At 68.0% G+C, this 24,707-nt stretch carries 22 protein-coding genes; 15 read left to right on the forward strand and 7 right to left on the reverse strand.

Annotation, left to right across the window (positions count from 1 at the left end):
- The first annotated feature begins 237 nt into the window (after positions 1–237).
- A complete protein-coding gene (locus M5C96_RS18695) occupies positions 238–1,263 on the forward strand; it encodes a sensor domain-containing diguanylate cyclase (RefSeq protein WP_272564636.1) in 1,026 nt (341 codons plus the stop codon).
- A gap of 27 nt (positions 1,264–1,290) precedes the next feature.
- Here the strand turns inward: M5C96_RS18695 and purN are convergent, their stop codons facing one another.
- Entirely contained in the window at positions 1,291–1,875 is a 585-nt protein-coding gene (gene purN, locus M5C96_RS18700; protein ID WP_272564637.1) for a phosphoribosylglycinamide formyltransferase, read from the reverse strand.
- Positions 1,876–1,896: 21 nt separating this feature from the next.
- On the opposite strand from purN, the gene M5C96_RS18705 reads away from it, so the two are divergent.
- From M5C96_RS18705 to M5C96_RS18715, 3 genes are all read left to right on the forward strand, one after another.
- Complete coding sequence (locus M5C96_RS18705) at positions 1,897–2,610, forward strand: YceH family protein (protein ID WP_272564638.1); 714 nt, start codon at positions 1,897–1,899, stop codon at positions 2,608–2,610.
- 63 nt (positions 2,611–2,673) lie between these two features.
- Positions 2,674–3,879: an acyl-CoA dehydrogenase family protein gene (locus M5C96_RS18710; protein ID WP_272564639.1), complete on the forward strand. Its 1,206-nt coding sequence runs from the start codon at positions 2,674–2,676 to the stop codon at positions 3,877–3,879.
- A gap of 48 nt (positions 3,880–3,927) precedes the next feature.
- Positions 3,928–5,043, forward strand: coding sequence for an acyl-CoA dehydrogenase family protein (locus M5C96_RS18715; protein WP_272564640.1), 1,116 nt, complete (start codon positions 3,928–3,930; stop codon positions 5,041–5,043).
- Between the two features lie 23 nt (positions 5,044–5,066).
- On the opposite strand, the gene M5C96_RS18720 is transcribed toward M5C96_RS18715, so the two are convergent.
- Positions 5,067–6,194 carry an esterase-like activity of phytase family protein gene (locus tag M5C96_RS18720; RefSeq protein ID WP_272564641.1) on the reverse strand — a complete coding sequence of 376 codons (1,128 nt, stop codon included), beginning with the start codon at positions 6,192–6,194 and terminating at the stop codon, positions 5,067–5,069.
- Between the two features lie 177 nt (positions 6,195–6,371).
- Between M5C96_RS18720 and M5C96_RS18725 the strand changes: the two genes are divergently transcribed.
- Positions 6,372–7,679 (forward strand): glycoside hydrolase family 18 protein, encoded by a 1,308-nt coding sequence (locus tag M5C96_RS18725; protein WP_272564642.1) that lies wholly within the window; start codon positions 6,372–6,374, stop codon positions 7,677–7,679.
- A 215-nt stretch (positions 7,680–7,894) separates the two neighbouring features.
- Complete coding sequence (locus M5C96_RS18730) at positions 7,895–9,208, forward strand: tetratricopeptide repeat protein (protein ID WP_272564643.1); 1,314 nt, start codon at positions 7,895–7,897, stop codon at positions 9,206–9,208.
- 77 nt (positions 9,209–9,285) lie between these two features.
- Here M5C96_RS18730 and M5C96_RS18735 read toward each other — a convergent pair whose 3' ends face one another.
- The 4 genes from M5C96_RS18735 to M5C96_RS18750 all read right to left on the reverse strand — a co-directional run bounded on the left by M5C96_RS18735 (position 9,286) and on the right by M5C96_RS18750 (position 12,879).
- On the reverse strand, positions 9,286–10,569 hold the full coding sequence (locus M5C96_RS18735) for a TRAP transporter large permease (protein WP_272564644.1): 1,284 nt from the start codon (positions 10,567–10,569) through the stop codon (positions 9,286–9,288).
- 20 nt (positions 10,570–10,589) lie between these two features.
- Entirely contained in the window at positions 10,590–11,105 is a 516-nt protein-coding gene (locus M5C96_RS18740) for a TRAP transporter small permease (RefSeq protein ID WP_272564646.1), read from the reverse strand.
- Positions 11,106–11,225: 120 nt separating this feature from the next.
- Positions 11,226–12,209, reverse strand: a complete 984-nt coding sequence (locus M5C96_RS18745; RefSeq protein ID WP_272564647.1) for a TRAP transporter substrate-binding protein — start codon at positions 12,207–12,209, stop codon at positions 11,226–11,228.
- Between the two features lie 112 nt (positions 12,210–12,321).
- Positions 12,322–12,879, reverse strand: coding sequence for an HNH endonuclease (locus tag M5C96_RS18750; protein ID WP_272564648.1), 558 nt, complete (start codon positions 12,877–12,879; stop codon positions 12,322–12,324).
- Between the two features lie 166 nt (positions 12,880–13,045).
- On the opposite strand from M5C96_RS18750, the gene M5C96_RS18755 reads away from it, so the two are divergent.
- The 3 genes from M5C96_RS18755 (at position 13,046) to lspA (ending at position 17,599) form a co-directional block, all read left to right on the forward strand.
- A complete protein-coding gene (locus tag M5C96_RS18755) occupies positions 13,046–14,086 on the forward strand; it encodes a bifunctional riboflavin kinase/FAD synthetase (RefSeq protein WP_272564649.1) in 1,041 nt (346 codons plus the stop codon).
- Between the two features lie 109 nt (positions 14,087–14,195).
- Entirely contained in the window at positions 14,196–17,090 is a 2,895-nt protein-coding gene (gene ileS, locus M5C96_RS18760) for an isoleucine--tRNA ligase (protein ID WP_272564650.1), read from the forward strand.
- Entirely contained in the window at positions 17,090–17,599 is a 510-nt protein-coding gene (lspA, locus tag M5C96_RS18765; protein WP_272564652.1) for a signal peptidase II, read from the forward strand. Before ileS ends, lspA begins: the two co-directional genes overlap by 1 nt.
- Before the next feature lie 54 nt (positions 17,600–17,653).
- Here lspA and M5C96_RS18770 read toward each other — a convergent pair whose 3' ends face one another.
- Positions 17,654–18,598 (reverse strand): hypothetical protein, encoded by a 945-nt coding sequence (locus M5C96_RS18770; protein ID WP_272564653.1) that lies wholly within the window; start codon positions 18,596–18,598, stop codon positions 17,654–17,656.
- Between the two features lie 482 nt (positions 18,599–19,080).
- Between M5C96_RS18770 and M5C96_RS18775 the strand changes: the two genes are divergently transcribed.
- The 6 genes from M5C96_RS18775 (at position 19,081) to M5C96_RS18805 (ending at position 24,681) form a co-directional block, all read left to right on the forward strand.
- Positions 19,081–20,073: a LacI family DNA-binding transcriptional regulator gene (locus M5C96_RS18775; RefSeq protein WP_272564654.1), complete on the forward strand. Its 993-nt coding sequence runs from the start codon at positions 19,081–19,083 to the stop codon at positions 20,071–20,073.
- A gap of 67 nt (positions 20,074–20,140) precedes the next feature.
- Complete coding sequence (locus M5C96_RS18780) at positions 20,141–21,154, forward strand: ABC transporter substrate-binding protein (RefSeq protein WP_272564655.1); 1,014 nt, start codon at positions 20,141–20,143, stop codon at positions 21,152–21,154.
- 4 nt (positions 21,155–21,158) lie between these two features.
- Positions 21,159–21,977: an ABC transporter permease gene (locus M5C96_RS18785; protein WP_272564656.1), complete on the forward strand. Its 819-nt coding sequence runs from the start codon at positions 21,159–21,161 to the stop codon at positions 21,975–21,977.
- A gap of 13 nt (positions 21,978–21,990) precedes the next feature.
- The gene (locus M5C96_RS18790) at positions 21,991–22,788 is read left to right on the forward strand and encodes an ABC transporter permease (protein WP_272564657.1); all 798 of its coding nucleotides are present in this window, start codon (positions 21,991–21,993) and stop codon (positions 22,786–22,788) included.
- A complete protein-coding gene (locus M5C96_RS26930; RefSeq protein ID WP_349816795.1) occupies positions 22,778–23,842 on the forward strand; it encodes an ABC transporter ATP-binding protein in 1,065 nt (354 codons plus the stop codon). The genes M5C96_RS18790 and M5C96_RS26930 overlap by 11 nt, the downstream gene beginning before the upstream one ends.
- Positions 23,839–24,681: a phosphodiesterase gene (locus tag M5C96_RS18805; protein ID WP_272564658.1), complete on the forward strand. Its 843-nt coding sequence runs from the start codon at positions 23,839–23,841 to the stop codon at positions 24,679–24,681. The genes M5C96_RS26930 and M5C96_RS18805 overlap by 4 nt, the downstream gene beginning before the upstream one ends.
- The last annotated feature ends 26 nt before the right edge of the window (positions 24,682–24,707 follow it).

Here is a 24,707-nt window from a genome sequence, read left to right on the forward strand (position 1 = left end):
AGGCCTTCGGGCCAAAAGCGGCTCCAGCACAATATCTTCTATGGTATATCGCTATATTTTTAATAGCAAAAGCATCCGCACGCCCACGCTGCTGTCGTTCGGTGACCCAGGAAAAGACCCTAGCCGTATCAAATGGATACAACGGAATGGCCGGATGCTGCGTACACACTCACTGTCGTTCCTTCAGTGAAGCCATTGATGCCCCCCAACCAGAAACCCGACGCTCCCGCCGACGCCATGCCCCCGGCCCCCGACCCGTCCCAGGGCGCCCCCCTGCCCTTCAACGACGCGCAGCGCCTGGAGGCCCTGGACAAGCTGCGGGTGCTCGACACCAACCCCGAGCAGGCCTTCGACGACCTCACCATGCTGGCGTCGGCGGTGTGCCAGACGCCGATCGCGCTGATTTCGCTCATCGATGCGGAGCGGCAGTGGTTCAAGTCGCGCACCGGCATCGACACGCCCGAGACGCCGCGGGAGCTGGCCTTCTGCGCCCATGCCATCCTGCAGCCCGACTATGTGTTCGAGGTGCCCGATGCGCACCTGGACCCGCGTTTTTCCGGCAACCCGCTGGTCACCGGCGAGCCGGGCATCCGCTTTTATGCCGGCGCGCCGCTGGTGACCTCGGACGGCATGCCCATCGGCACCGTCTGCGTGATCGACCGCGAGCCCCGCACCCTGACGGACGCCGAGCGCCGCGCGCTCGAATCGCTGGCCCGCCAGGTGGTGACCCAGCTGGAGCTGCGCCAGGCCATGGCCGGCCTCGAACTGGAGAGCATGACCGACGGGCTCACCGGGCTGTGGAACCGGCGCTGCCTGGACCGCCAGCTGCGCACCAGCTGGGACGAAGGCAAGCGGGCCGGACAGCCGCTGAGCCTGGTGATGGTGGACCTGGACCACTTCAAAAGCGTCAACGACGACCTGGGCCATCCGGCCGGGGACGCCATCCTGCGGCATGCGGCCGAGGTGGTCCGCAGCCACGTGCGGGCGGGCGATTTCGTGGCCCGCTTCGGCGGCGAGGAATTCTGCGTGGTGCTGCCCCAGACGCACGCCACCGGCGCCCGCCTCGTGGCCGAGAAGCTGCATGCGGCATTGAATGCCAGCACCTGGCCGTACCGGCCGGTCACCGCCAGCTTCGGGGTGGCCACGGCGGGATTCGAAGAGGTGAGCGATCCCCACGCACTGCTGGCGCGGGCCGACCGGGCGCTCTACGTGGCCAAGGATTCGGGGCGCAACCGGGTCTGCGTGTTCGACGGCTGGTCCTGAGCGGGGGCCGCCGCCCCGCGGTCCGGATCAGCCCAGCCGGTGCAGCAGTTTGAGCACGGCGCGCGGGTAGATGGCGTGCTCCTGCGCCAGCACACGCGCGGCCAGCACCGGCGCGGTGTCGCCGGGCAGCACCGGCACCACGCCCTGGGCCAGGATGGGGCCGCAATCGAGTTCGGCCGTCACCTCGTGCACGGTGGCGCCGGCCACCTCGCAGCCCGCATCGATGGCGCGCTGGTGCGTGTGCAGCCCCGGAAAGGCGGGCAGCAGCGAGGGATGGATGTTGACCAGCCGCCCGGCGTAGCGCGCCACGAACGCGGGCGTCAGGATGCGCATGAACCCCGCCAGCACCACCAGCGCCGGCGCATGCGCATCGATGCGCTCGGCCAGCGCCGCATCGAAGGCCTCGCGCGAATCGAACGCCCGGTGGTCCAGCGAATCCGTGGCGATCCCTTCGGCCCGGGCCCAGGCCAGGCCCGCGGCGTCGGCCTTGTTGCTCAGCACGGCCACCACCCGGGCGCCGTGGCGGCCGGCCCAATCCTGTTGGCGCGAAGCATTCACGATGGCTGCCATGTTGGAGCCGCTGCCGGAGATCAAAATCACGATGTTCTTCATTGCCGGAAATTATCCCCCGCCATGCCCTTCGATCCCCGCACCCGCCCCCTGTCGCCAACCGAGGCCCGCGTGCTCGCCACGCTGATGGAAAAGGCCCGCACCGTGCCCGACAGCTACCCCCTCACGCTCAACGGCGTGCTGACCGGCTGCAACCAAAAGAGCAGCCGCGATCCGGTGATGCAGTTGACCGACGCCGAGGCGCAGGAGGCGCTCGATTCGCTGCGCCTGCGCACGCTGGCGGTCGAAATCGGCGGCAACCGGGCGACGAAATTCGAGCACAACTTCCCGCGCGGCATCGGCGTGCCCGACCAGTCGGCGGTGCTGCTTTCCCTGCTGATGCTGTGCGGGCCGCAGACCGCGGGCGAGCTGCGCATCAACTCCGAACGCTGGCACCGGTTCGCCGACATCTCCTCGGTGGAGGCCTTCCTGGACGAGCTGCAGTCGCGCAGCGAAGAAAAAGGCGGCCCGCTGGTGGTGCAGCTGCCGCGCGCGCCCGGCGCCCGCGAGCAGCGCTGGGCCCACCTGCTGTGCGGCCCGGTCGATGCGAGCCAGTACGCCGCCGGTGCTTCGGCCGCCGAGGCCCCCGCCGCCCAGGGACTGGCCCCGCGCGTGGCCGCCCTGGAGGCCGAAGTGACCCAGTTGCGCGCCACGGTGCAGCGCCTGTGCCAGGAACTGGGGCTGGAGGCACCGGAGCAGGAAGGCGCTGCGTCCGTGTCTCCGCCCGGACAGGAGTAAAAAGCACGACCGTGCTACAACCGGCGGATCGGCTCGAACCGGCAGCCCGAGGAGACACACCGCATGGATCTCGCATTCACCCCCGAAGAACAGGCCTTCCGCGAAACGATTCGCGCCTGGGTCAAAGAGCATCTCCCCCCGGAGATTTCCCACAAGGTGCACAACGCCCTGCGCTTGACGCGGGGCGACATGCAGGGCTGGGCCAAGATCCTGGGCAAGAAGGGTTGGCTGGGCTTCGGCTGGCCCAAGGAGTTCGGCGGCCCGGGCTGGACCGCCGTGCAAAAGCACCTCTTCGAAGAGGAATGCGCCCTGGCCGGCGCGCCGCGCATCATCCCCTTCGGCCCGGTGATGGTGGCGCCCGTCATCATGGCCTTCGGCAATGCCGAACAGCAAAAGCGCTTCTTGCCCGGCATCGCCAGCGGCGAGGTGTGGTGGAGCCAGGGCTACAGCGAGCCGGGCGCGGGCTCCGACCTGGCCTCGGTCAAGACGCGCGCCGAGCGCGTGGGCGACCACTACGTAGTCAACGGCCAGAAGACCTGGACCACGCTGGGCCAATACGGCGACTGGATGTTCAACCTCGTGCGCACCAGCAACGAGGGCAAGCCGCAGACCGGCATCTCTTTCCTGCTGCTCGACATGAAGTCGCCCGGCGTCACGGTGCGGCCCATCAAGCTGCTGGACGGCGAGTGCGAGGTCAACGAGGTCTTCTTCGACAACGTGAAGGTGCCCGCCGAAAACCTGATCGGCGAAGAGAACAAGGGCTGGACCTACGCCAAGCACCTGCTGAGCCACGAGCGCACCAACATCGCCGACGTGAACCGCAGCAAGCGCGAACTGGAGCGCCTGAAGCGCATCGCCCGCGCCGAGGGGCTGTACGACGACCTGCGCTTTCGCGACCAGATCGCCCTGCTGGAGGTGGACATCGTGGCGCTGGAAATGCTGGTGCTGCGGGTGCTGTCGGCCGAAAAATCGGGCAAGAACTCGCTGGACATCGCGGGCCTGCTCAAGATCCGCGGCAGCGAGATCCAGCAGCGCTATGCCGAACTGATGATGCTGGCCGCCGGCCCCTTCAGCCTGCCCTTCATCGAAGAGGCGATGGAGGCCGGCTGGCAGGGCGATGCGAGCGCCGGCGCGCTGGGCGGATTCCCGGGCGGCGAGGTGGCCAACGCACCGCTGGCCGCGAATTACTTCAACCTGCGCAAGACCACCATCTACGGCGGCTCCAACGAGGTGCAGCGCAACATCGTCGCCCAGACCGTTCTGGGCTGAACCCCACCCCCTCCCGCCAGGGCGAGAACTTCGCCAGGAGTGAAAAAAATGGACTTTGATTTCTCGGACGACCAGCAATCGCTGCGCGACGCGGTGCGCCGCTGGGTGGACAAGGGCTACACCTTCGAGCGCCGCCGCGGCATCGTCGCGGCCGGCGGCTTCGACCGCGCGGCCTACAACGAACTGGCCGAGCTGGGCCTCACGGCCCTGACCGTGCCCGAGGCGCACGGCGGCCTGGGCCAGGGCCCGGTGGACGCCATGGTGGCCCTGGAGGAACTGGGCCGGGGCATCGTGCTGGAGCCGCTCGCCCAGGCCTTCATCTCCAGCAGCGTGCTGGGCCAGTACGCGCCCGAAGCCGTGCAGGCCGACTGGCTGCCACGCATCGCCAGCGGCGAGACCCTGGTGGTGCTGGCGCAGCAGGAGCGCAAGGCCCGCTACCGCCTCGACGTGTGCGAAGCCACGGCGACAGCGGCGCCATCAGGCCATGCGCTGACCGGCATCAAAAGCATCGTCCCGGCCGGCGACCAGGCCGACGCCTTCTTGGTGCCCGCCCAGTGGGAGGGCGCGATCGCCCTCTTCCTGGTCGAACGCAGCGCCCCGGGCGTCACCACGCGCGGCTACGTCACGCAGGACGGCAGCCGCGCGGCCGAGGTGCAGCTGGCCGACGCACCCGCCACGCTCGTCACTACCGACGGCCTGGCCGCGCTGGCCCTGGCGGTGGACACCGGCATCGCCGGCGTGTGCGCCGAGGCCGTGGGCGTGATGGACCAGGCGGTATCGCTCACCGTGGACTACATGAACCAGCGCAAGCAGTTCGGCGTGGTGATCGCGAGCTTCCAGGCCCTGCGCCACCGCGTGGCCGACATGAAGATGCAGCTGGAGCTGGCGCGCTCGATGAGCTACTACGCCAGCCTCAAGCTCAACGCGCCGGCGGACGAGCGCCGCCGCGCCATCGCCCGCGCCAAGGTGCAGCTGGGCCAGTCGATGCGCTTCGTGGGCCAGCAGTCGGTGCAGTTGCACGGCGGCATCGGCGTGACCGACGAATACATCGGCAGCCACTACTTCAAGACGCTCACCCAGTTGGAGATGACGTACGGCGACACGCTGCACCACCTGGGTGAGGTATCGGCGCGCATGCAGGACACGGCTGGCGTCTTCGCCTGACGGGGCGGGCCTAGCGCGGCCGGCTATTCGGACAGCACCTCGAACGCGAGGAACTGGCTGATCTGCGTGTCGTTGAAGTTGTTGTCGGACACCATCACCAGGCTGCGGTGGCCGTTGGCCAGACGCGGCCCCCAGGCCATGCCCTCGATGTTGTCCAGCGTGCGCAGGCCCAGCGTGTTCAGGTTGAGCACTAGGCGCTTGCGCACCGGCGTGAAGCCGCCCGAACCCAGCGAGGCCATGCCGCTCACGTCGCTGGCGCCTTCGGTGTCGATCTCGTACAGGCGGATGTACATGCGGTACAGATCGTCGCTGCCCTGCACGCCCGAGCGCTCCAGCACCAGGAAGCGGTGGTCGTCCACCGCCAGCATTTCCGAAACGCCGTTGTCCGCGTTCTTGCCCGTGCCCGGCACCGCCTGGATGGGATCGACCGGATAGGCCACCTGACGCAGCAGCGCACCGCTGCGGCTGTACTGCAGCAGGCGTGAATACGCGCCCGCCGTGGGCGTGGGCACCGGCCCATCCTGATAGAGCGGCGCCTCCATGGCGGCCCACAGCGATGCGCCGTCGGCCGAGAAGCTGAGCCCCTCCAGCGTGAGGTTGTTGCGCGCGCCGGTCGCCTGCGTGGGCGACATGCGGTAAGCCGCAGGCCAGGGCAACGCGCCCAGGGCCCGGCCGCTCGCATCGGCGTGCATCACGAACGGGTCCAGGCCCAGGCTGCGATCGCCCTCGCTGGTCCACCACAGGCTGCCATCGCGCGGATCGATGCGGATCGCCTCTGGATCGGGCACGGGGCTGGTCGCCGTGGAGGCCGTGCGCGCGGGGTACACGCTGCCGTCCGCCTGGCGCAACGGCATGGTGCCCAGGAACTGCACGGGCGCGAATGTGGATGGGTCGAACTGCAGGCGTGCGGTATAGAAGCGCGCGGGGTTCTTGTCCGAGCGGTCGTCGCTGACCAGCACCCAGGTGTCGCGCGCGGCGTCGTAGTCGATGCCCGAAAGCCCCCCCACCAGCGTGCCGCCCACCTGCAGCGTGTTCGGCACGGTCTGCTCGCCGATCAGGCGCACGCTGATGTCGCGGGCACCGCCGTCGCTGCCCCCACAGGCGGCAAGGCACACGGAGAGGATGGCAGCGCAGGCAAGGGGTCTGAACATGGACGGCTCTTCGGACAAGGTAGATGGCAGGGATGGACAGCGCCGGACCTTAGCGGGCCCGCATGACAAGTTGATGGCGCTCGCGGCCCGGCATTTTGCAGGGAAATTTCAAACATTCCAAAAGGTGGAATTTCGCTATAGTGGCCGCCCCAACAACATCTCGGAGGTTTTTCCGCCATGCGCACCTTGATCCAACAGATTGCGGCCATTCCCCTGATGGCCCTCATGGCCACCAGCGCCTGGAGCCACGGACCGGGCCACGGCCCTGGCGGAGGCAACGGCAGCCCGCCGCGCGAAGTCGTCGGCTACTTCACCTCGTGGGGCATCTATGCGCGCAACTTCAAGGTCAAGGACCTGGTCGCCCAGGGAGGCGTTCCCGCGGTGACCACCATCAATTACGCGTTCGGCAACGTTCAGCCCGCGCAGGCCGGCGGCGCCGGCCCGGTGGTCTGCCAGCTGGGAGATGCCTACGCCGACGTGGAGCGCGCCTGGGCCGCCGAAGAGAGCGTGGACGGCCAGGCGGTCGATGCCAGCCAGCCGCTGCGCGGCAACTTCCAGCAGCTGCTCGCACTCAAGCGGGCCTACCCCGGCACCAAGGTCCTGATCGCACTGGGCGGCTGGAACGGATCGAAATGGTTCTCCGATGCCGCGCTCACCGCCGAATCCCGCAGCGCGCTGGTCACTTCCTGCATCGACCTGTTCATCAAGGGCCGGACCGACGGCAGCACCGCGGGCAACGGGCCGGCCGCCGGCGTGTTCGACGGCATCGACATCGACTGGGAATACCCGGCCGCGGAAGGCGCCGAGGGCAACACCGTTCGGCCCGAAGACACCCGCAACTTCACGCTGCTGCTGCAGGAGTTCCGCCGCCAGCTCGACGCGGTCGATCCGCAGCTGCGCCTGACCATCGCCGCGCCAGCCGGCCCGCAGACCGCCGCCAAGATCGAACTGGCCGAGGTGGCCCGGTCGCTCGACTTCATCAACGTGATGGCGTATGACCTGCACGGCGCCTGGGAAAGCACCACCAACCACCAGGCCGCGCTCGCGCCGAACCCGAACGACCCGGCCCGCGCGCAGAAACTCTCGGTGGTCGAGACCGTGGGCAGATACCTGCAGGCGGGCGTGCCCGCGCACAAGATCGTCGTCGGGGCGCCGCTGTATTCGCGCGGCTGGACGGGCGTGACCAACGCCCAGCGCGGCCTGTACCAGCCGGCCACGGGCATTCCCGCCGGCACGTACGAGGCGGGCATCGAGGACTACCAGACCCTCCAGGCCAAGCCGGGCTTCACCCGCTACTGGGATGCCCATGCGCGCTCGGCCTGGCTGTTCGACGGCACCACGTTCTGGACCTTCGACGATGCGCAGACCCTGCGCGAGAAGGCGCGCTTCGTAAAGCTGGCCCACCTGCGCGGCATGATGTTCTGGGAGCTGTCGGGCGATGGCGGCGAGCTGGTGCGCGCCGTGGGCGACGAACTCTCGCGCTGAACGATCACTGCTCGCCCAAGGTGGAAGGCCGCTGCCGCCCGTCGGGTCGCAGCGGCCTTTTTTCAGGCCTGGGCCGGCCCCGCGCAGGCGTGGTGCAACGCCCTCGTCGCAGCGCGGCCAATGCCCGAACGGGACCCGCAGCGAATCCGGGATAATCGTCCACCCATCCTGAAGGCGCCGAGCATGCGCGCTTCCCCCTATTTGCCCCTCCCGACATGAGCGCAACACCCCTCGCAGACCCCAACCGCCAACACCTTGAAACCGCCAGGACGCAGATCGCCCAGGGCGAACTCCAGAAAGCCGCGCTGACGCTGAACAAGGCCCAGCAGCAGTCCCCCAACGACCCGCGCGTGTTCATGTTGGCGGGCCTGATGGCGGAGAAGGCCGGCAACCTGCCCAAGGCGTTCAAGGCGCTGCGCCATGCCGTGGCGATCTCGCCGGACTGGGGCCCTGGCCTGCTGGAACTGGCCCTGCTGCTGGCGCGCCAGAACCAGTTCGACGAAGCGGTGAGCACCGCGGAGAAGGTTGCCCTGATCGAACCCAACAACTTGGTGGTGCTGGCCGGCGTGATCGACGTCGCACACCGCGCGGGCCAACTGGACATGGCCGTGCGCCACCTGCGCCGCGGGCTGGAACTCGTGCCGGGCGATGCGCAACTGCGCCGCCAGCTAGCGCGCGACCTGAGCGGCCAGGGCGCGCACGCCGAATCCGTCGAGCTGTGGAGCGGCCTGATCGCAGAGAACCCGGCCGACACCGAATCGCTGCTCGGCCGCGTGAAGGCGCACCTTGCCGCGGGCACGCCCGCCCGTGCCGTCGCCGACACCACCACGCTGCTGGAACTGGCCCCTGGCGACTCGGTCTATGCCTACTACGCCGCGCTGGCCCATGGCGTGACGCCGAAGCACCAGCCGCCGGAGTTGAACCGCGGCCTCTTCGACAGCCTGGCCGAGATGTACGACCAGCACATGGTGCGCGGCCTGCGCTACCAGTTGCCCAAGCGCGTGGCGGACAAGATCCTCGAACGCTTTCCGGACAAGAAGCTCAACCTGCTGGACCTGGGCTGCGGCACGGGCCTGCTCGGCGTGTGCCTGGGCAGGCTGGACGGCTTCCTGATCGGCGTGGACATCTCGATGAAGATGATCGAGCAGGCCGGCCGCCACAACGTGTACGACCGCTTCCACCACGTCAACCTGCTCGACGCGCTGCAGGAAACGCCCGACGCCATCTACGACGTGCTGGCCGCGCTGGACGTGTTCATCTACACCGGCGACCTCACCGAGACCGTTCCCAACGCCCTGCGCATCCTGGTGCCCCAGGGCGAGCTGATCTTCTCGTGCGAGACCTCGGACGAAGCGGGCCCGGACATGGTGCTGCAGCCCAGCGGCCGCTACGCCCACAAGCGCAGCCACGTGGTGGCGCTGTGCAAGGCAGCGGGCTTCGAGACCGTGGAGGTGGAAGACACCGTGCTGCGCTACGAGAACAACGCGCCCGTGCAGGGCTTCATCGTCACGGCGCGCAAGGCGGTTTGACGGCGGGGCGCCCACGGCGCCCCACAAAGAAAAAGCGCGGCCGTTGCCGCGCTTTTTTCATGCCCTCGTGCGTGGGGTCAGAACCCCAGCGCGTGCGGCAGCCAGGTCGAGATGGCCGGCACGAAAGTCAGCAGGATCAGCACCGCCAGGTGCGCCAGCAGGAAGGGCGGCAGCTCCCGCGTGAGGGCCGCCAGCGGCACCTTGGTGGCCACCGAGGTCACGAACAGCAGCCCGCCCACGGGCGGCGTGATCATGCCCAGGGTGAGATTGACGATCACCACCATCGCGAAGTGGATCGGATCGATGCCCAGCGCCGCCGAGATGGGCGCCAGGATCGGCACGAGGATCATCACGCCCGGCAGCGGCTCCATGAAGATGCCGAAGAGCAGCAGCAGGATGTTCACCGCGATCAGGAAGGTGACGGGCGACAGGTTCCACCCCACGATGGTCTCCGCCAGTTGCTGGGGAATGCCTTCGATCGTCAGCACCCAGGCGAAAGCGGCCGACGCGGCCACCACCAGCAGCACCGATGCCGTCAGCAAGGCCGAGCGCGCGGCGATGTGGGGCAGCGCCTTCCATTCCAGCGTACGGTAGATCCATTTGCCGCAGATGAGCGCATAGAACACCGCCACCACCGACGCCTCGGTGGGCGTGAAGATCCCGAAGCGGATGCCCACCAGGATCAGCACGACCAGCATCAACGCCGGGATGGCGCGGATGCTGTTGGACAGCATCTCCGCCCGGCTCGGCCGCGGCTCGCGCGATCGGTAATCGCGGCGCACGCACACGCGCCAGTTGACGAGCGCCATGGCCGCGGCAATCAGCAGCCCGGGCGCGAAGCCGGCGATGAAGAGCGCCCCCACCGACACCTGCTCGTCCTGCAGCGCATAGATGATCATGATGATCGAGGGCGGAATGATGGGGCCCACGATGGCGGTGCTGGCGGTGAGCGCCGCCGCGTAGGCGCGCGAATAGCCGGCCTTGTCCATCATCTTGACCATCATCGAGCCGGGCCCCGCCGCATCGGCCAGGGCAGAGCCCGAGATGCCCGAGAACAGCGTGAGCGACAGGATGTTGGCATGCCCCAGCCCGCCGCGCAGGTGGCCCACGAACTGCGCCGCGAAGCGCAGCAGCACCACGGTGAGCGCGCCGCCGGACATGATCTCGGCCGCGAGAATGAAGAACGGCACCGCCATCAGCGGGAAGCTGTCGATGCCGGTGAACATCTCCTTGAACACGATCAGCTGCGGATAGCGCCCGCCCACGAACACTGCGATCGCGGCCGACATGGCCAGCGCGAATGCGACGGGAAAGCCCAGCGCCATCAGGACGATGGCGGAAACGAAGAGGGTGATGGCCATGGGTCAGGTCCTTCGGAACATCACAGCGACGCAGCGGACTCGGCGTCCATCTCGTCGGACTCGACATAGCTGCCATGAATCACATAGCCCCGGGCCATGAACAGCAGGTGCACGAACAGCAGCAGGAAGCCCACCGGCATCGCCGAATAGATCCAGGCGAACGCGATGTCGGTGGCCGGCGTGGTCTGGAACCGCGTGGCCCACACATACTGCACCGAGAACCACGCCATCACCAGAAAGAACACGCCCAGCCCCGCCACGATCAGCCCACGCAGCCAGCGCGCGCCAGTCTGCCCCAGCGTGTGGTGCAGGTTGTCGATGGCCACGTGCCCGCCGAAGCGCAGCACCAGTCCGGCCCCGAGGAACGTGCCCCAGATCATCAGGTGCCGGGCCACCTCCTCCGCCCAGACGATGGAATCGCCCGTGGTGTAGCGCAGCACCACGTTGGCGAAGACGATGCAGGCCATGGCCAGCAGCAAGATGATGAGCAGCCAGCGGTTGCAGGCCACCAGCGCGCGCTTGAATCGGTTCAGCATGGGAGGGAGGGCACCTGCCGGTGCCAATCTATCGGTCGGTCAATCACAAAGGAAAAAGCCCGGCCAGGCCGGGCAGAGGAAAAGCGCACGCCAGACAGGCTCCGGTCGCGCCGGCCACCATCACTTCGTGCCGGTGATCTGGTCCAGCGTCTTCTGGCCGAACTTGGTGGCGTATTGCTTGTAGGCGGGCTCCAGGGCCTTCTGGAAGGCCGACTTGTCGACCGACTCCACGACCTGCATGCCGGCCGCCTTGACGTCTGCCAGGCCCTTTTGCTCCACGTCGTCCACGAACTTGCGCGAGGCCGCCGCACCCGCCTTGGCACCCTGGGTGAAGCTGGCCTTCTGCGCATCGCTGAGGCTCGACCAGAGGTTGGGCGACACGATCAGCGCCATGGGCGCATAGACGTGGCCGGTCAGCGAAAGGTATTTCTGCACCTGCGGCAGCTTGGCGGAAACGATCACCGACATCGGATTTTCCTGGCCATCAATAGTGCCCTGCTGCAGCGCACCGATCACCTCGGGCCAAGACATGGGCGTGGGCGAGGCGCCCAGCGTGCGGAAGGCCGTGATGTGCACGGGGTTCTCGGTCACGCGGATCTTGAGGCCCTTGAGGTCTGCCGGCGTGCTCACCGGGTGCTTGTTGTTGGTCAGGTGGCGAAAGCCCTGCTCGCCCCAGGCCAGGGCGATCAGGCCCCGGCCCTTGAACTTGCCCAGCAGGTCCTGGCCGAACGGGCCGTCCAGCACCGCGCGGGCGTGGGCCGTGTCGCGGAACAGGAAGGGAATGTCCACCACGCCCACATCGGGCACGAAGTTGCTGAGGGCGCCGGTGGAGACGATCACCGCTTCCACGGTGCCCAGCTGCAGGCCTTCGATCAGCTCGCGCTCGCCACCCAGGGCGCTGGAGGGGAACTGCTTGAACTTGAAGGCGCCGTTGGTGCCTTTCTCGACCGTGTCGGCCCAGGCCTGGGCGGCCGCGCCGTAATGCGAGTTGATCGCCAGCGCATAGCCGACCTTGATTTCCTTGGCCTGCTGGGCGAACACGGGAAGGATGGGCAAGCCGGCAACGGCGGCGGCCAGCAACAGGCGGCGGGAAGCAATGCGCATGGAAACGGTCCGATCTGAGCCCCAGGGGGCGTTGTGACAAAGGAGGCAGGATTATTCCCGCAGCCCCGGCCCCCGGCCCTCGGGGAAAGTACCTGCGAAGGCTTTTTTTCGATCAGTCCAGCAGGCGGGACGATTTGGGCACGTGCGCCATCAAAAACTCCATCTGGTCCGCCAGGATGCGGCGGTTGCGCAGGATGAAGTCCTCCCACAGGCTGGGCGCGTAGGGCGCATAGAGCAGCGGCATGTGCGCCTGCTCGGGCGTGCGCGGGCCCTTGCGGTGGTTGCAGGGGCGGCAGGCCGTGACCACGTTCATCCAGTGGTCCACGCCCTGGCGCGCATAGGGCACGATGTGCTCGCGCGTGAGGTCCTCTTCGTGGAAGTGCCCGCCGCAATACGCGCAGACGTTGCGGTCGCGGGCGAAGAGCTTGCCGTTGGTCAGGCTGGGCTTGAGGTTGAACGGGTTGATGGACGGCACGCCCTTGGTGCCGATGATGCTGTTGACGCCGACGACCGACTGCTCGCCCGTCACGGCGTTGTGGCCGCCGCGGAACCGGGCGATCTGCGCGCCGGATTCCCAGCGCACCTCGCCCGCGGCATAGTGAATGACCGCCTGTTCCAGCGAAATCCACGATTGGGGCAGCCCCTGGGCCGACAACTTCAAGACCTTCACAACTCGCCTCCTGGAACAACGATGCACACAAGGATTCGGAACGCTGATGTCTCACGGGCGGCGTGCCAAGGCCGGCCTGTGGCTCACAATATACTCCGTTCATGACAAATTGGCGTCCAGCGCTTGATACACCTGCGCACGGCGCTATCAAAAGTAAAGCACTCCGATGAAGATCTTTCGAGGCTTCCATCACCCCGACATTGCATCGGCCTGCGCCCTCACCATCGGCAATTTCGACGGCGTGCACCGTGGGCACCAGGCCATGCTGGCGCTGCTGAACAACGAGGCGGCCCACCGCGGCGTGCCCAGCTGCGTGCTGACGTTCGAGCCCCACCCGCGCGACTACTTCGCGGGCGCCCGCCAGCGCCCCGAACTGGCCCCCGCCCGCATCGGCACCCTGCGCGACAAGCTGGACGAACTGCGCCGCTGCGGCGTGCAGCAGACGGTCGTGCTGCCCTTCAACGAACGGCTGGCCAGCCAGCCGCCGCAGGCGTTCATCGAGGACGTGCTGGTGCGCGGCCTGGGCGCGCGCTACGTGCTGGTGGGCGACGACTTCCGCTTCGGCGCGCAGCGCGCGGGCGACTACGCCATGCTGGACGGCGCCGGACGCAGCCAGGGCTTCGAAGTGGCCCGCATGAACAGCTACGAGGTGCACGGCCTGCGGGTATCGAGCTCGGCCGTGCGCGAGGCCCTGGCCGCCGGCCGCATGGAAGACGCCGCGCGGCTGCTGGGCCGGCCCTACGCCATTTCGGGCCACGTGGTGCACGGGCGCAAGCTCGGCCGTGAGTTGGGCGCCAGCCGCGAGGGCGCCGGCGACGGCTTTCGCACACTCAACCTGCGTTTTGCCCACTGGAAACCCGCTGCGGGCGGCATCTTCGTGGTGCGGGTGCACGGCCTGGCTGCCGAGCCCCTGCCGGGCGTGGCCAACCTGGGCGTGCGCCCGTCGCTCGATCCCCGGGACGTGAACGGCGGCCGCGTGCTGCTGGAGACCCACTGTCTGGACTGGCCCCGCGATCTGGGGGCCGAAGGGGCGTACGGTAAAATCGTCCGCGTGGAACTCCTGCACAAACTGCACGACGAGCTGAAATACGACAGCTTCGACGCCCTCACCCGCGGCATCGCCAGGGACTGCGATGACGCGCGGGCGTATTTCTCCGCCTCCACGCACGCCGAGACCCGTCGCCAGACCACGCGCGACCGAATTTGACGGTCCCCGTGCCGCAGCGCAGCCCTGCGGCCCCGTCCGCCCCCTCATCTTCTTTCTCTTCCTGCGTTCCAGGCCATGGCCCGGAACGGCCCGCTCCTTAGGTCTTGCCATGTCCGAGAACACGAACGCCACCCCCACCCCTTCCACCGGCACGGACTACCGCGCCACGCTCAACCTGCCCGACACCGCCTTCCCGATGCGCGGCGACCTGCCCAAGCGCGAGCCGGGCTGGGTGAAGGAATGGGACGAAAAAGGCATCTATAAGAAGCTGCGCGACGCCCGCTGCGGCGCACCGAAGTTCATCCTGCACGACGGCCCGCCCTATGCCAACGGCCAGATCCACATGGGCCATGCGGTGAATAAGATCCTGAAGGACATGATCACCAAGGCGCGCCAGCTCGAAGGCTTCGACGCGCTGTACGTGCCCGGCTGGGACTGCCACGGCCTGCCGATCGAAAACGCCATCGAGAAAAAGCACGGCCGCAACCTGAGCCGCGACGACATGCAGGCCAAGAGCCGCGCCTATGCCACCGAGCAGATCGCCCAGCAGATGGGCGACTTCCAGCGCCTGGGCGTGCTGGGCGAATGGGACAACCCCTACAAGACGATGAACTTCGCCAACGAAGCGGGCGAAATCCGGGCGTTCAAGCGCGTGATGGAGCGCGGCTTCGTGTACCGGGGCTTGAAGCCCGTGTACTGGTGCTTCGACTGCGGCTCGTCGCTGGCCGAGTTCGAGATCGAGTACCAGGACAAGAAGAGCACCACGCTGGACGTGGCCTTCAAGGCGCACGAGCCTGCCAAGCTGGCCGCCGCCTTCGGCCTGCAAGGACAGGAAGGCCCCTCCGGTAGCCTGTCCAAAGACGCCTTCGTGGTGATCTGGACCACCACCGCCTGGACCATCCCCGCCAATCAGGCGTTGAACCTGAACCCCGAAATCACCTATGCGCTGGTGGACACCGAGCGCGGCCTGCTGGTGCTGGCCGAATCGCTGGTGGAAGACTGCATGGCACGCTACGGCCTCACCGGCCAGGTGCTCGCCACGGCGCTGGGCGAAAAGCTCGGCGGGCTGGAGTTCGAGCACCCGCTCTACGACGTGAAAAGCGAAGACGGCAGCCATGGCTACCGGCGCCTGTCGCCCGTGTACCTGGCCGACTATGCCACGGCGGACGACGGCACCGGCATCGTGCACTCCTCCCCCGCCTACGGCCTGGAGGATTTCAACTCCTGCCGCGCACACGGCCTGGCGCTGGACGACATCCTGAACCCCGTGCAGGGCAACGGCACCTACGCGGCCGACTTCCCCCTGTTCGGCGGCCAGCACATCTGGAAGGCCGTGCCGGTCGTCATCGAGGCGCTGCGCAACGCTGGCCGCCTGATGGCCACCAAGGACATCACCCACAGCTACCCGCACTGCTGGCGCCACAAGACCCCGGTGATCTACCGAGCCGCCGCGCAATGGTTCATCCGCATGGACGAAGGCGAAGGCGTGTTCACCAAGGACAAGGCGCCCAAGACCCTGCGCCAGACGGCGTTGGAGGCCATCGAGCACACCAGTTTCTACCCCGAGAACGGCAAGGCCCGCCTGCACGACATGATCGCCAACCGGCCCGACTGGTGCATCTCGCGCCAGCGCAGCTGGGGCGTGCCCATCCCGTTCTTCCTGCACAAGGACTCGGGCGAACTGCATCCGCGCACCATGGAGATCATGGACCAGGCGGCCGATATCGTCGAGAAGGGCGGCATCGAGGCCTGGAGCCGCGTGACGCCCGAAGACATCCTGGGTGCCGAGGATGCGGCCTGCTACACCAAGAGCACCGACATCCTGGAAGTGTGGTTCGACTCCGGCTCCACCTTCTTCCACGTGCTGCGCGGCACGCACCCGAACGTGCACCACGACACCGGCTCCGAGGCGGACCTGTACCTCGAAGGCCACGACCAGCACCGCGGCTGGTTCCACAGCTCGCTGCTGCTGGCGAGCGCCCTGGAGGGCCGCGCGCCCTACAAGGGCCTGCTGACCCACGGCTTTACCGTGGACAGCCAGGGCCGCAAGATGAGCAAATCGCTGGGCAACGGCATCGACCCGCAGGAGATCAACAAGAAGCTCGGCGCCGAGATCATCCGCCTGTGGGTGGCCGCCAGCGACTACTCGGGCGACATCGCCGGCGACGACAAGATCCTGGCGCGCGTGGTGGACGCTTACCGCCGCATCCGCAACACGCTGCGCTTCCTGCTGGCCAACGTGAGCGACTTCGATCCGAAGGCCGACGCCGTGCCGTTCGACCAGATGCTGGAGATCGACCGCTATGCGCTCACGCGGGCCGCCGAATTCCAGGCCGAAGTGCTGGCCCACTACCAGGTTTACGAGTTCCATCCCGTGGTGGCCAAGCTGCAGCTGTACTGCTCGGAAGACCTGGGCGGCTTCTACCTCGACGTGCTCAAGGACCGCCTGTACACCACGGCGCCCAAGAGCCTGGCACGCCGCAGCGCCCAGACCGCGCTCTATCAGATCACGCACGCCATGCTGCGCTGGATGGCGCCCTTCCTTTCGTTCACGGCGGAAGAGGCGTGGAAGGTGTTCGGCACGTCCGAATCGATCTTCCTGGAAACCTACGGCGCCATCGCGGGCGCCGACGAAGGGCTGCTCGCCAAGTGGGCCCGCCTGCGCACCATCCGCGATGCGGTGAACAAGGAAATCGAGGCGCTGCGCGCGGCCGGCCAGGTGGGCTCGTCGCTGCAGGCCACCGTCACACTGACCGCCGCCCCCGAAGACCACGCGCTGCTCGCCAGCCTGGGCGAAGACCTGAAGTTCGTCTTCATCACGTCCGCGATCGAACTGGTGGCGGGCGATGCGCTGCGGATCAGCGTGCAGGCCAGTACCGACACCAAGTGCGAGCGCTGCTGGCACTACCGCAGCGATGTGGGCCAGGACCCGGCCCACCCGACGCTGTGCGGCCGCTGCACCAGCAACCTGTATGGCGCCGGCGAAGCGCGGGAGCACGCGTGATGGCCCGCAGCAGCTATTCGTCTTCATCCTCCGCGGGCGGCAAGATGTGGCCCTGGCTCGTCTGGGCACTGCTGATCCTGATCGCAGACCAGTTCACCAAGACGTTGATCCTGGGCTACTACCGGCTGGGCGATGCCACCTACATCACCGGCTTCTTCAACATCGTGCGTGCGCACAACACGGGCGCGGCGTTCTCCTTCCTGGCGGATGCGGGCGGCTGGCAGCGCTGGGTGTTCACGGGCATCGGCGTGGCGGCCACGCTGTTCATCGTGTGGCAGCTTCGCGCCCATCCCGGGCAGAAGCTGTTTTGCTTCGCGCTGTCCAGCATCCTGGGCGGCGCCGTGGGCAACGTGGTGGACCGCATGATGCACGGCTACGTGGTGGACTTCCTGGACTTCCACGCGCGGGGCTGGCACTTTCCGGCCTTCAACCTGGCGGACTCGGCCATCACGGTGGGAGCGGCCTGCCTGATCCTGGATGAACTGCTGCGGGTGAAGCGCTCGTCCTGAAGACCGGGCGCCGACAGCGCGCCCTGCCCGGCAACACGCTGGCTGCGGCAAGCGTCAGGCGCCTTTGTCACGCAGCCGCCTGGCGGCATCCAGCAACCCGGGCACTTCCTGCGTTGCGCTTCGTATGCCTGCGCCGACGTCCATCTGCCGCGCGACGCCCACGGCCAGCACCTCATTGAGCAGAGCGCGCTGGGCCCGGCGAAGGTTGGGATTCACGGCCCGCACTTCAGGAGGAACGCGGGCCTTGGCAACATCAACGGGGGCCTGTAGCTTGAGTTGCACTCGCCGCTCGAACCCCCGGCCCACCACCGCCATGGAAGGAAAGACCGTGTGTGGCGCGTAGCGCATCGTGGGCCCGACCTCGCGCAAGCCCTGGTCGAAGCGGGCCAGCAGAGATGGCGAGTTCCCGGTCAAAGCCGTCTCCATTTCAGCCCTGTCTTTCAAGCCCGTGGCATGGCCGTGCTCCAGGCTCAGGGTGAAGTCGCCGGCATCACCTGCCCATTGGCTGTCTGCAGAAAAGACTGCGGGTCCGCGAAGCCAAGGGTCCAATACCATGTGGTAATCCGGCCCCCGCCCGTCCCTCAGCTCTGCCCAGTCGTGGTCGATCCACTGCGACTTCACGAGGTAAATGCACTCCCCCTTGTCGGTGCCTGAGCTGGCTTCTTTCAACAGAGGGACATGCAGCATGATGGTCAAGGCAGCGAACTCTGCACAATTGCCGGCCCGGGCCAGAATTCCTCCGGCAGCGTAGGCCACAACTCGCGGCAGGCCGTGCTCCACCAGCATGTTCTTCACAAGCCGGCCCGCTTCGACCCTCCTGGAGCTTTCGTGACCGAATTGCGCAATGTCGTCTTTGACGTTGCCACGACCGCTCGGCAACAGCGCGCGGACCTGCTCGACCGTGGCGGTGGCGTTGCGCAGGCGCGTGAGGTCAGGCCCTTCCACATGCCGGCCATCGATGGCCCGGGCCATGACATAGCCGCGCAACTGCCGGTCCACTGCGGGGGACAGGGTTTGGCGAGGGCGAAGCAGGCCTTCTTCTATTACGGCGATACCAGCGGCTTTACGCGAATGCAGTCCGTGGACAGCTACCTCGCCGCCGCAGGCGGGGTCTCTACCAGTGGAAGGGGATCCGACACCCGGCCTGGGCGCCAGCGCGGCAGGCGGACCGCCCCGGGATGAAAGCGGTGACACCATAAGTCGGCTCCTCGATTTTGGCGCCCGGTTTTGAAAGGGAAAGGCCGCAGGCGCCGGACCAGGGCATGCGTCCTTCGACCATCCGAATCCGCCTCATGCGGAACTGGAACACGCAGGTTAAGCACGAAATCGCCCTTCCTCCATGCGTGCCGCGAAGACACCCGTGGGCGGACGAACCCGCGGACTTTGCTCCCACCGCGCGCGACTGTCATCACGCCGTCACGCCGCCCCGCTCCAATGCCATGAAATCGATTACATGGCCTTTTGCAGCCCATTCCATCCCCATGACCATCCAGGACGTCGCCCGCGAAGCCGGGGTTTCGGTCGCCACCGTGTCCCGCGCGTTCAATCTGCCGGACAAGGTCACCCCCGCCACGCGCGACCTCGTGCTCGGCGTGGCCGAGCGCCTGGGCTACGCGCCCAACGCCAGTGCCCGCACGCTGCGCACGCAGCGCAGCCGCGTCATCGGGGTGATGCTGCCCACACTGCTCAATCCCGTGTTCGCGGAATGCCTCGAAGGCATCGCGCGCGCCGCGGCGCTGGCGGGCTATGCCATCCTGCCGTTCACCACCGACTACGTGATCGCGCAGGAAGAGCGCGCCGTGAATCTGCTGCTGGCGGGCGACGTGGACGGCATGATCCTCGTGGTCTCGCAGCCCGAGTCCTCCACGGCGCTCGCACGCCTCGCGGCATCCGCCCTGCCCTACGTGCTGGCCTACAACCGGCACCCCGGCCACCCCTGCGTCTCGGTGGACAGCGAAGGCGCCGTGGCCGACCTGGTGGCACGGCTGGTGGCCCTGGGGCACCGGCGCATCGCCATGGTGAGCGGCCAGTTGGCCGCCTCGGACCGCGCACAGCAGCGCTGTCGCGGCTTTCGACGCGGCATGGCCGCTGCCGGGCTGGCGCAGGCGCCGGTGATCGAAGTGCCTTTCGTGGAAACCGCGGTGGAGGACGTGGCGCAGTGGCTGCGCGGGGCCGAGCGCCCGACCGCCCTGGTCTGCTCCAACGACCTGATTGCGATCCGCTGCCTGCGGGCCGCCCACCAGGCGGGCCTCGCCGTGCCGCGCGATCTCAGCGTGGTGGGCTTCGACGGCATCGCGCTGGGGCAGGACCTCACCCCCGTGCTGAGCACCGTGGCCCAGCCCAATGCCGACATCGGCCGCTGCAGCGTGGAACTGCTGATCCAGGCCATGGCCGCCGATGCGCCGCTGACGCCACAGGCCAGCCTGACGCTGCCCCATCGCTTCCGTGCCGGCGAATCCTGCGCAGGCGCCTGACCGACAGATCCCGCAACCCACTCCCCCAACCCATCCCTTCCTTCGTTCTGCTTTTCTGGAGCCCTCGATGAAACACACCTTGCAAACCCTGATCCGCACCACCGTGTTGGCCTTCGGCCTGGCCTCCGGCGCCGCCGCGATGGCGCAAACCGCCATTTGCTACAACTGCCCGCCCGAATGGGCCGACTGGGGCAGCCAGCTCAAGGCCATCAAGGCCCGCACGGGCGTGACCGTGCCGCCGGACAACAAGAACTCCGGCCAAGCCCTTGCCCAGATGGTCGCCGAGCGTGCAAGCCCGGTGGCCGACGTGACCTACCTCGGCGTGACGTTCGCCATCCAGGCGCAGAAAGACGGCGTGGTGGGCACCTACCAGCCCGCCGGCTGGAAGGACATTCCGGAAGGCCTCAAGGACCCGGCGGGCCACTGGTTCACCATCCACTCGGGCACGCTCGGCTTCATGGTGAACGTCGATGCGCTCAAAGGCAAGCCGGTGCCCAAATCGTGGGCCGACCTGCTCAAGCCCGACTACAAGGGCCTGATCGGCTACCTCGACCCGGCCTCGGCCTTCGTGGGCTACGTGGGCGCAGTGGCGGTCAACCAGGCCCGCGGCGGCTCCATGGACAACTTCGCCCCCGGCATCGACTACTTCAAGGCACTGCAGAAGAACGAGCCCATCGTGCCCAAGCAGACGGCCTACGCCCGCGTGCTGTCGGGTGAGATCGCCATCTTGCTGGACTACGACTTCAACGCCTACCGCGCCAAGTACAAGGACCAGGCCAACGTGCAGTTCGTAATCCCTGCGGAAGGCACCGTGGTCGTGCCTTACGTGATGAGCCTGGTGGCCAATGCCCCGCATGCGGCAGATGCCAGGAAGGTGCTGGACTTCGTGCTGTCCGACGAAGGCCAGGCGTTGTGGGCCAACGCCTACCTGCGCCCGGTGCGCGCCAATGCCATGCCCAAGGAAGTGCAGGCCCGCTTCCTGCCGGCCAGCGACTACGCGCGCGCCAAGACCGTGGACTACGGCCGCATGGCGGCTGCGCAGAAGGCGTTCTCCGATCGCTATCTGAAGGAAGTGCAGTAACGCCATGGGCCACGGTGGTTCCGCTCCGTCGCGCCCGGTGCTGCTGGCGTGCGCCGCGCCTGCCGTGGCGTTCTTTGCGGCGTTCTGGCTGCTGCCCGTCGCCCTGCTGCTGGCCCTGCCGGCGGCCAAGGGCTGGGACACCTACTTCGCGGTGCTGACCCATGCGCGCTATCTGCAGAGCCTGCTGCAGACGCTGGGACTGTCGCTCGCCGTCACGCTGGCCACGCTGGTGCTGGGTGCGCTGGTGGGCATCACGCTGGCGCGCCAGCGCTTTCATGTCCGTGCGCTGCTGCTGTCGCTGCTGACGCTGCCGCTGTCGTTCCCCGGCGTGATCGTCGGCTTTTTCATGATCCTGCTGGGCGGTCGGCAGGGGCTGGTGGCCGACCTGTCGGAGGCGCTGGGCGCCGGCCGCACCACGTTCGCCTATGGGCTCACCGGCCTGTTCCTGGCGTATCTGTATTTCTCGCTGCCGCGGGCCATCGCCACCTACACGGCGGCAGCCGGCAGCATGGATGCGCAGCTGGAAGAAGCGGCCCGCTCCCTGGGTGCCTCGCGCTGGCGCGTGGCGCGCGATGTGTGGGTGCCCGAACTGGCGGCCACGACGCTGGCCTGCGGCGCGATCGTCTTCGCCACGGCCATGGGCGCGTTCGGCACGGCGTTCACGCTGTCAGCCAAGTTCGAGGTGCTGCCCATCACCATCTACAACGAGTTCACCAACTATGCCAACTTCGCGCTGGCCGCCAGCCTGTCGATCACGCTCGGGCTGATCACCTGGATGGTGCTGTGGGTGTCGCGCCGCGTGTCCGGCACCACCGCTTTCTGAAGGAGCCGAAACCATGCGAAACGCAAGACAGGCCCCGGCGCTGCTGATGGCGCTGACCGCCCTGGTCGCGCTGTTCATGATCGCGCCCATCGCCCTCTCGGTGGTGGCCGGGCTGGTCAACAACTACAGCGTGGGCCTGAAAAGCGGGCTCACGCTGCGCTGGCTGGGCGAGGTGTGGGAGAACTACGGCGGCACGGTGGGCTGGTCCCTGGTGCTCGCGCTGCTGTGCGTGCTGGGCAACCTGTTGCTGGGCGTGCCCTGCGCCTATGCCCTGGCGCGCAGCCGCTCCCGCTGGGCCCGGCTGTTCGAAGAACTGCTCACCCTGCCTGTCGCCGTGCCGGGACTGGCCAGCGCGCTGGCGCTCATCCTCGCCTACGGGCAGCTTTCGGGCTTTCGCCAGAGCTTCGCCTTCATCCTGGTGGGGCACATGGTGTTCACGCTGCCCTTCATGGTGCGCACCGTGGGATCGGCATTCCAGAAGAACGAACTGCGCTCGCTCGAAGAGGCCGCGCGCTCGCTGGGCGCCAGCTTCGCGCAGCGCTTTCTGGGCGTGCTGGTGCCGGCCGTGCTGCCGGCCATCGTGGCGGGCAGCCTGATGGTGTTCACGCTCTCGGTGGGCGAATTCAATCTCACCTGGATGCTGCACACCCCGCTCACCCGCACGCTGCCCGTGGGGCTGGCCGACAGCTATGCATCGATGCGCATCGAGATCGGCTCGGCCTACACGCTGGTCTTTCTGATCGTCATTCTTCCCATGCTGTGGGGCCTGCAGGCCATCGGCACCTTCATCGAGAAACACCATGGAACTTGAACGCACGCGCGTGGACGTGGTCCAGTGCGCCAAAACCTATGCCGACGGTACCCGCGGCCTGCAGCCCACCGACCTGACCGTGGAGCCCGGCGAGGTGATGGCCCTGCTCGGACCGTCGGGCTGCGGCAAGACCACGCTGCTGCGCCTGATCGCCGGGCTGGAGGCCCCAGATGCGGGCAGCCGCATCGCTTTCGGAAACACCGACGTGACCCGCATGCCGATCGAGCAGCGCGGCGTGGGCATGGTGTTCCAGCACTACGCGCTTTTTCCGCAAATGACGGTGGAGTCCAACATCGGCTATGGCCTCAAGATCCGCGGCGTGGCCGAAAGCGAGCGCCGCCGCACCGTGGGCGAACTCGTCGATCTGGTGCGCCTGGGCGGCCTGGAGAAAAAACGCCCGGCCGAACTCTCTGGCGGCCAGCGCCAGCGGGTGGCCCTGGCCCGCGCCGTGGCCGCGCGGCCGCGCGTGCTGCTGCTGGACGAACCGCTCACCGCGCTGGATGCCAAGCTCAAGGAATCGCTGCGCGACGAACTGGCCGACCTGCTGCGCCGCCTGCACATCACGGCGATCCACGTCACCCACGACCAGCAGGAAGCCCTGGCCATTGCCGACCGCCTGGCCGTGATGCATGCCGGCCGCATCGTGCAGGTGGGCGACGGCGAGGCGCTCTACCGCACGCCCAGCCACCCGTTCGTGGCCACGTTCCTGGGCCGGGTGAACCGCATCGTGCCGGCCGTGGACCCCAGCGCAGCGCGGGGACTGCCGCACCTCACGGCGCTGCAGGCCTGCGACGCCCTTTCGGCTTCGGCCGACGCGCTGCTCGTGCGACCCGAGGACGTCGAGGTGGGCCCGACCCTGCCCGACTGGGGCAGCGCCGCCGTGACGCGCCGCAGTTTCCTGGGCGACCGCGTGCAGCTCACGCTGGCCGTTTCGGGGCATGCGCCCCTCCTGGCCGATGTGCACCGCGACCATCCCGCACGCGAAGGCGAGCAGGTAGGCTTTCGCATCGCCACGCACCGCCTGCTGTCCGTCACCGAAAGCCTCAGCGCATGACCCGCATGAACACCACCACCCTGCTCCTGCAGCTCTCCGACCTGCACATCCGCGAGCCCGGCCGACTGGCCTATGGCCGGCTGGACACCGCTCCCTACCTGCGCCAGGCCGTGGACACGGTGCTGCGCATGCCGCAGCGCCCGGATGCCGTCGTGGTCACCGGCGACCTGACCGACTTCGGCCGGCCTGCGGAATACGGCCACCTGCGCGAACTGCTGGCGCCGCTCGGGGCCATGCCGCTCTACCTGCTGCCCGGCAACCACGACGACCGCGAGCAACTGCGCGCCAGCTTTCCCGAGCACGCCTACCTGGGCGAAGAAGGCTTCGTGCAATACAGCGTGCCGGTGGGCGGGCTGCAGCTCATCGCGCTCGATACCGTGGTGCCCGGCGCCAGCGAAGGCGGCCTGTGCGAGGCACGGCTCGCCTGGCTGGAGCGCCAACTGGAAGCGCACCGCGGCAGGCCCGTGGTCATCGCCATGCACCACCCGCCGTTTCGCACGCTCATCGGCCACATGGACGCCATCGGCCTGCTGGAAGGCGCCGAAGCGCTGGAGGCCATCGTGGCGCGGCACGCCAACGTGGAGCGGGTGGTCTGCGGCCACCTGCACCGCGCCATCCAGGTGCGCTTCGGGGGGACGCTGGCAGCGACCGTGCCATCGCCCGCGCACCAGGTGTGCCTGGACCTGGCGCCCGACGCCGCCTCGGCCTGGACGCTGGAGCCGCCGGGCTTTGCGGTGCATGCGCTGCCGCAGGACGGGCGGCTGGTCAGCCACATCGCGGCCAGCGGGACGTATCCCGGGCCGTATCCGTTCCATGAGGCGGGGCAACTCATCGATTGAGGATCTCGTCCACCGAAACCCATTCG

It is taken from the genome of Acidovorax sp. GBBC 1281 (assembly GCF_028473645.1).
Lineage (GTDB): Bacteria > Pseudomonadota > Gammaproteobacteria > Burkholderiales > Burkholderiaceae_C > Paracidovorax.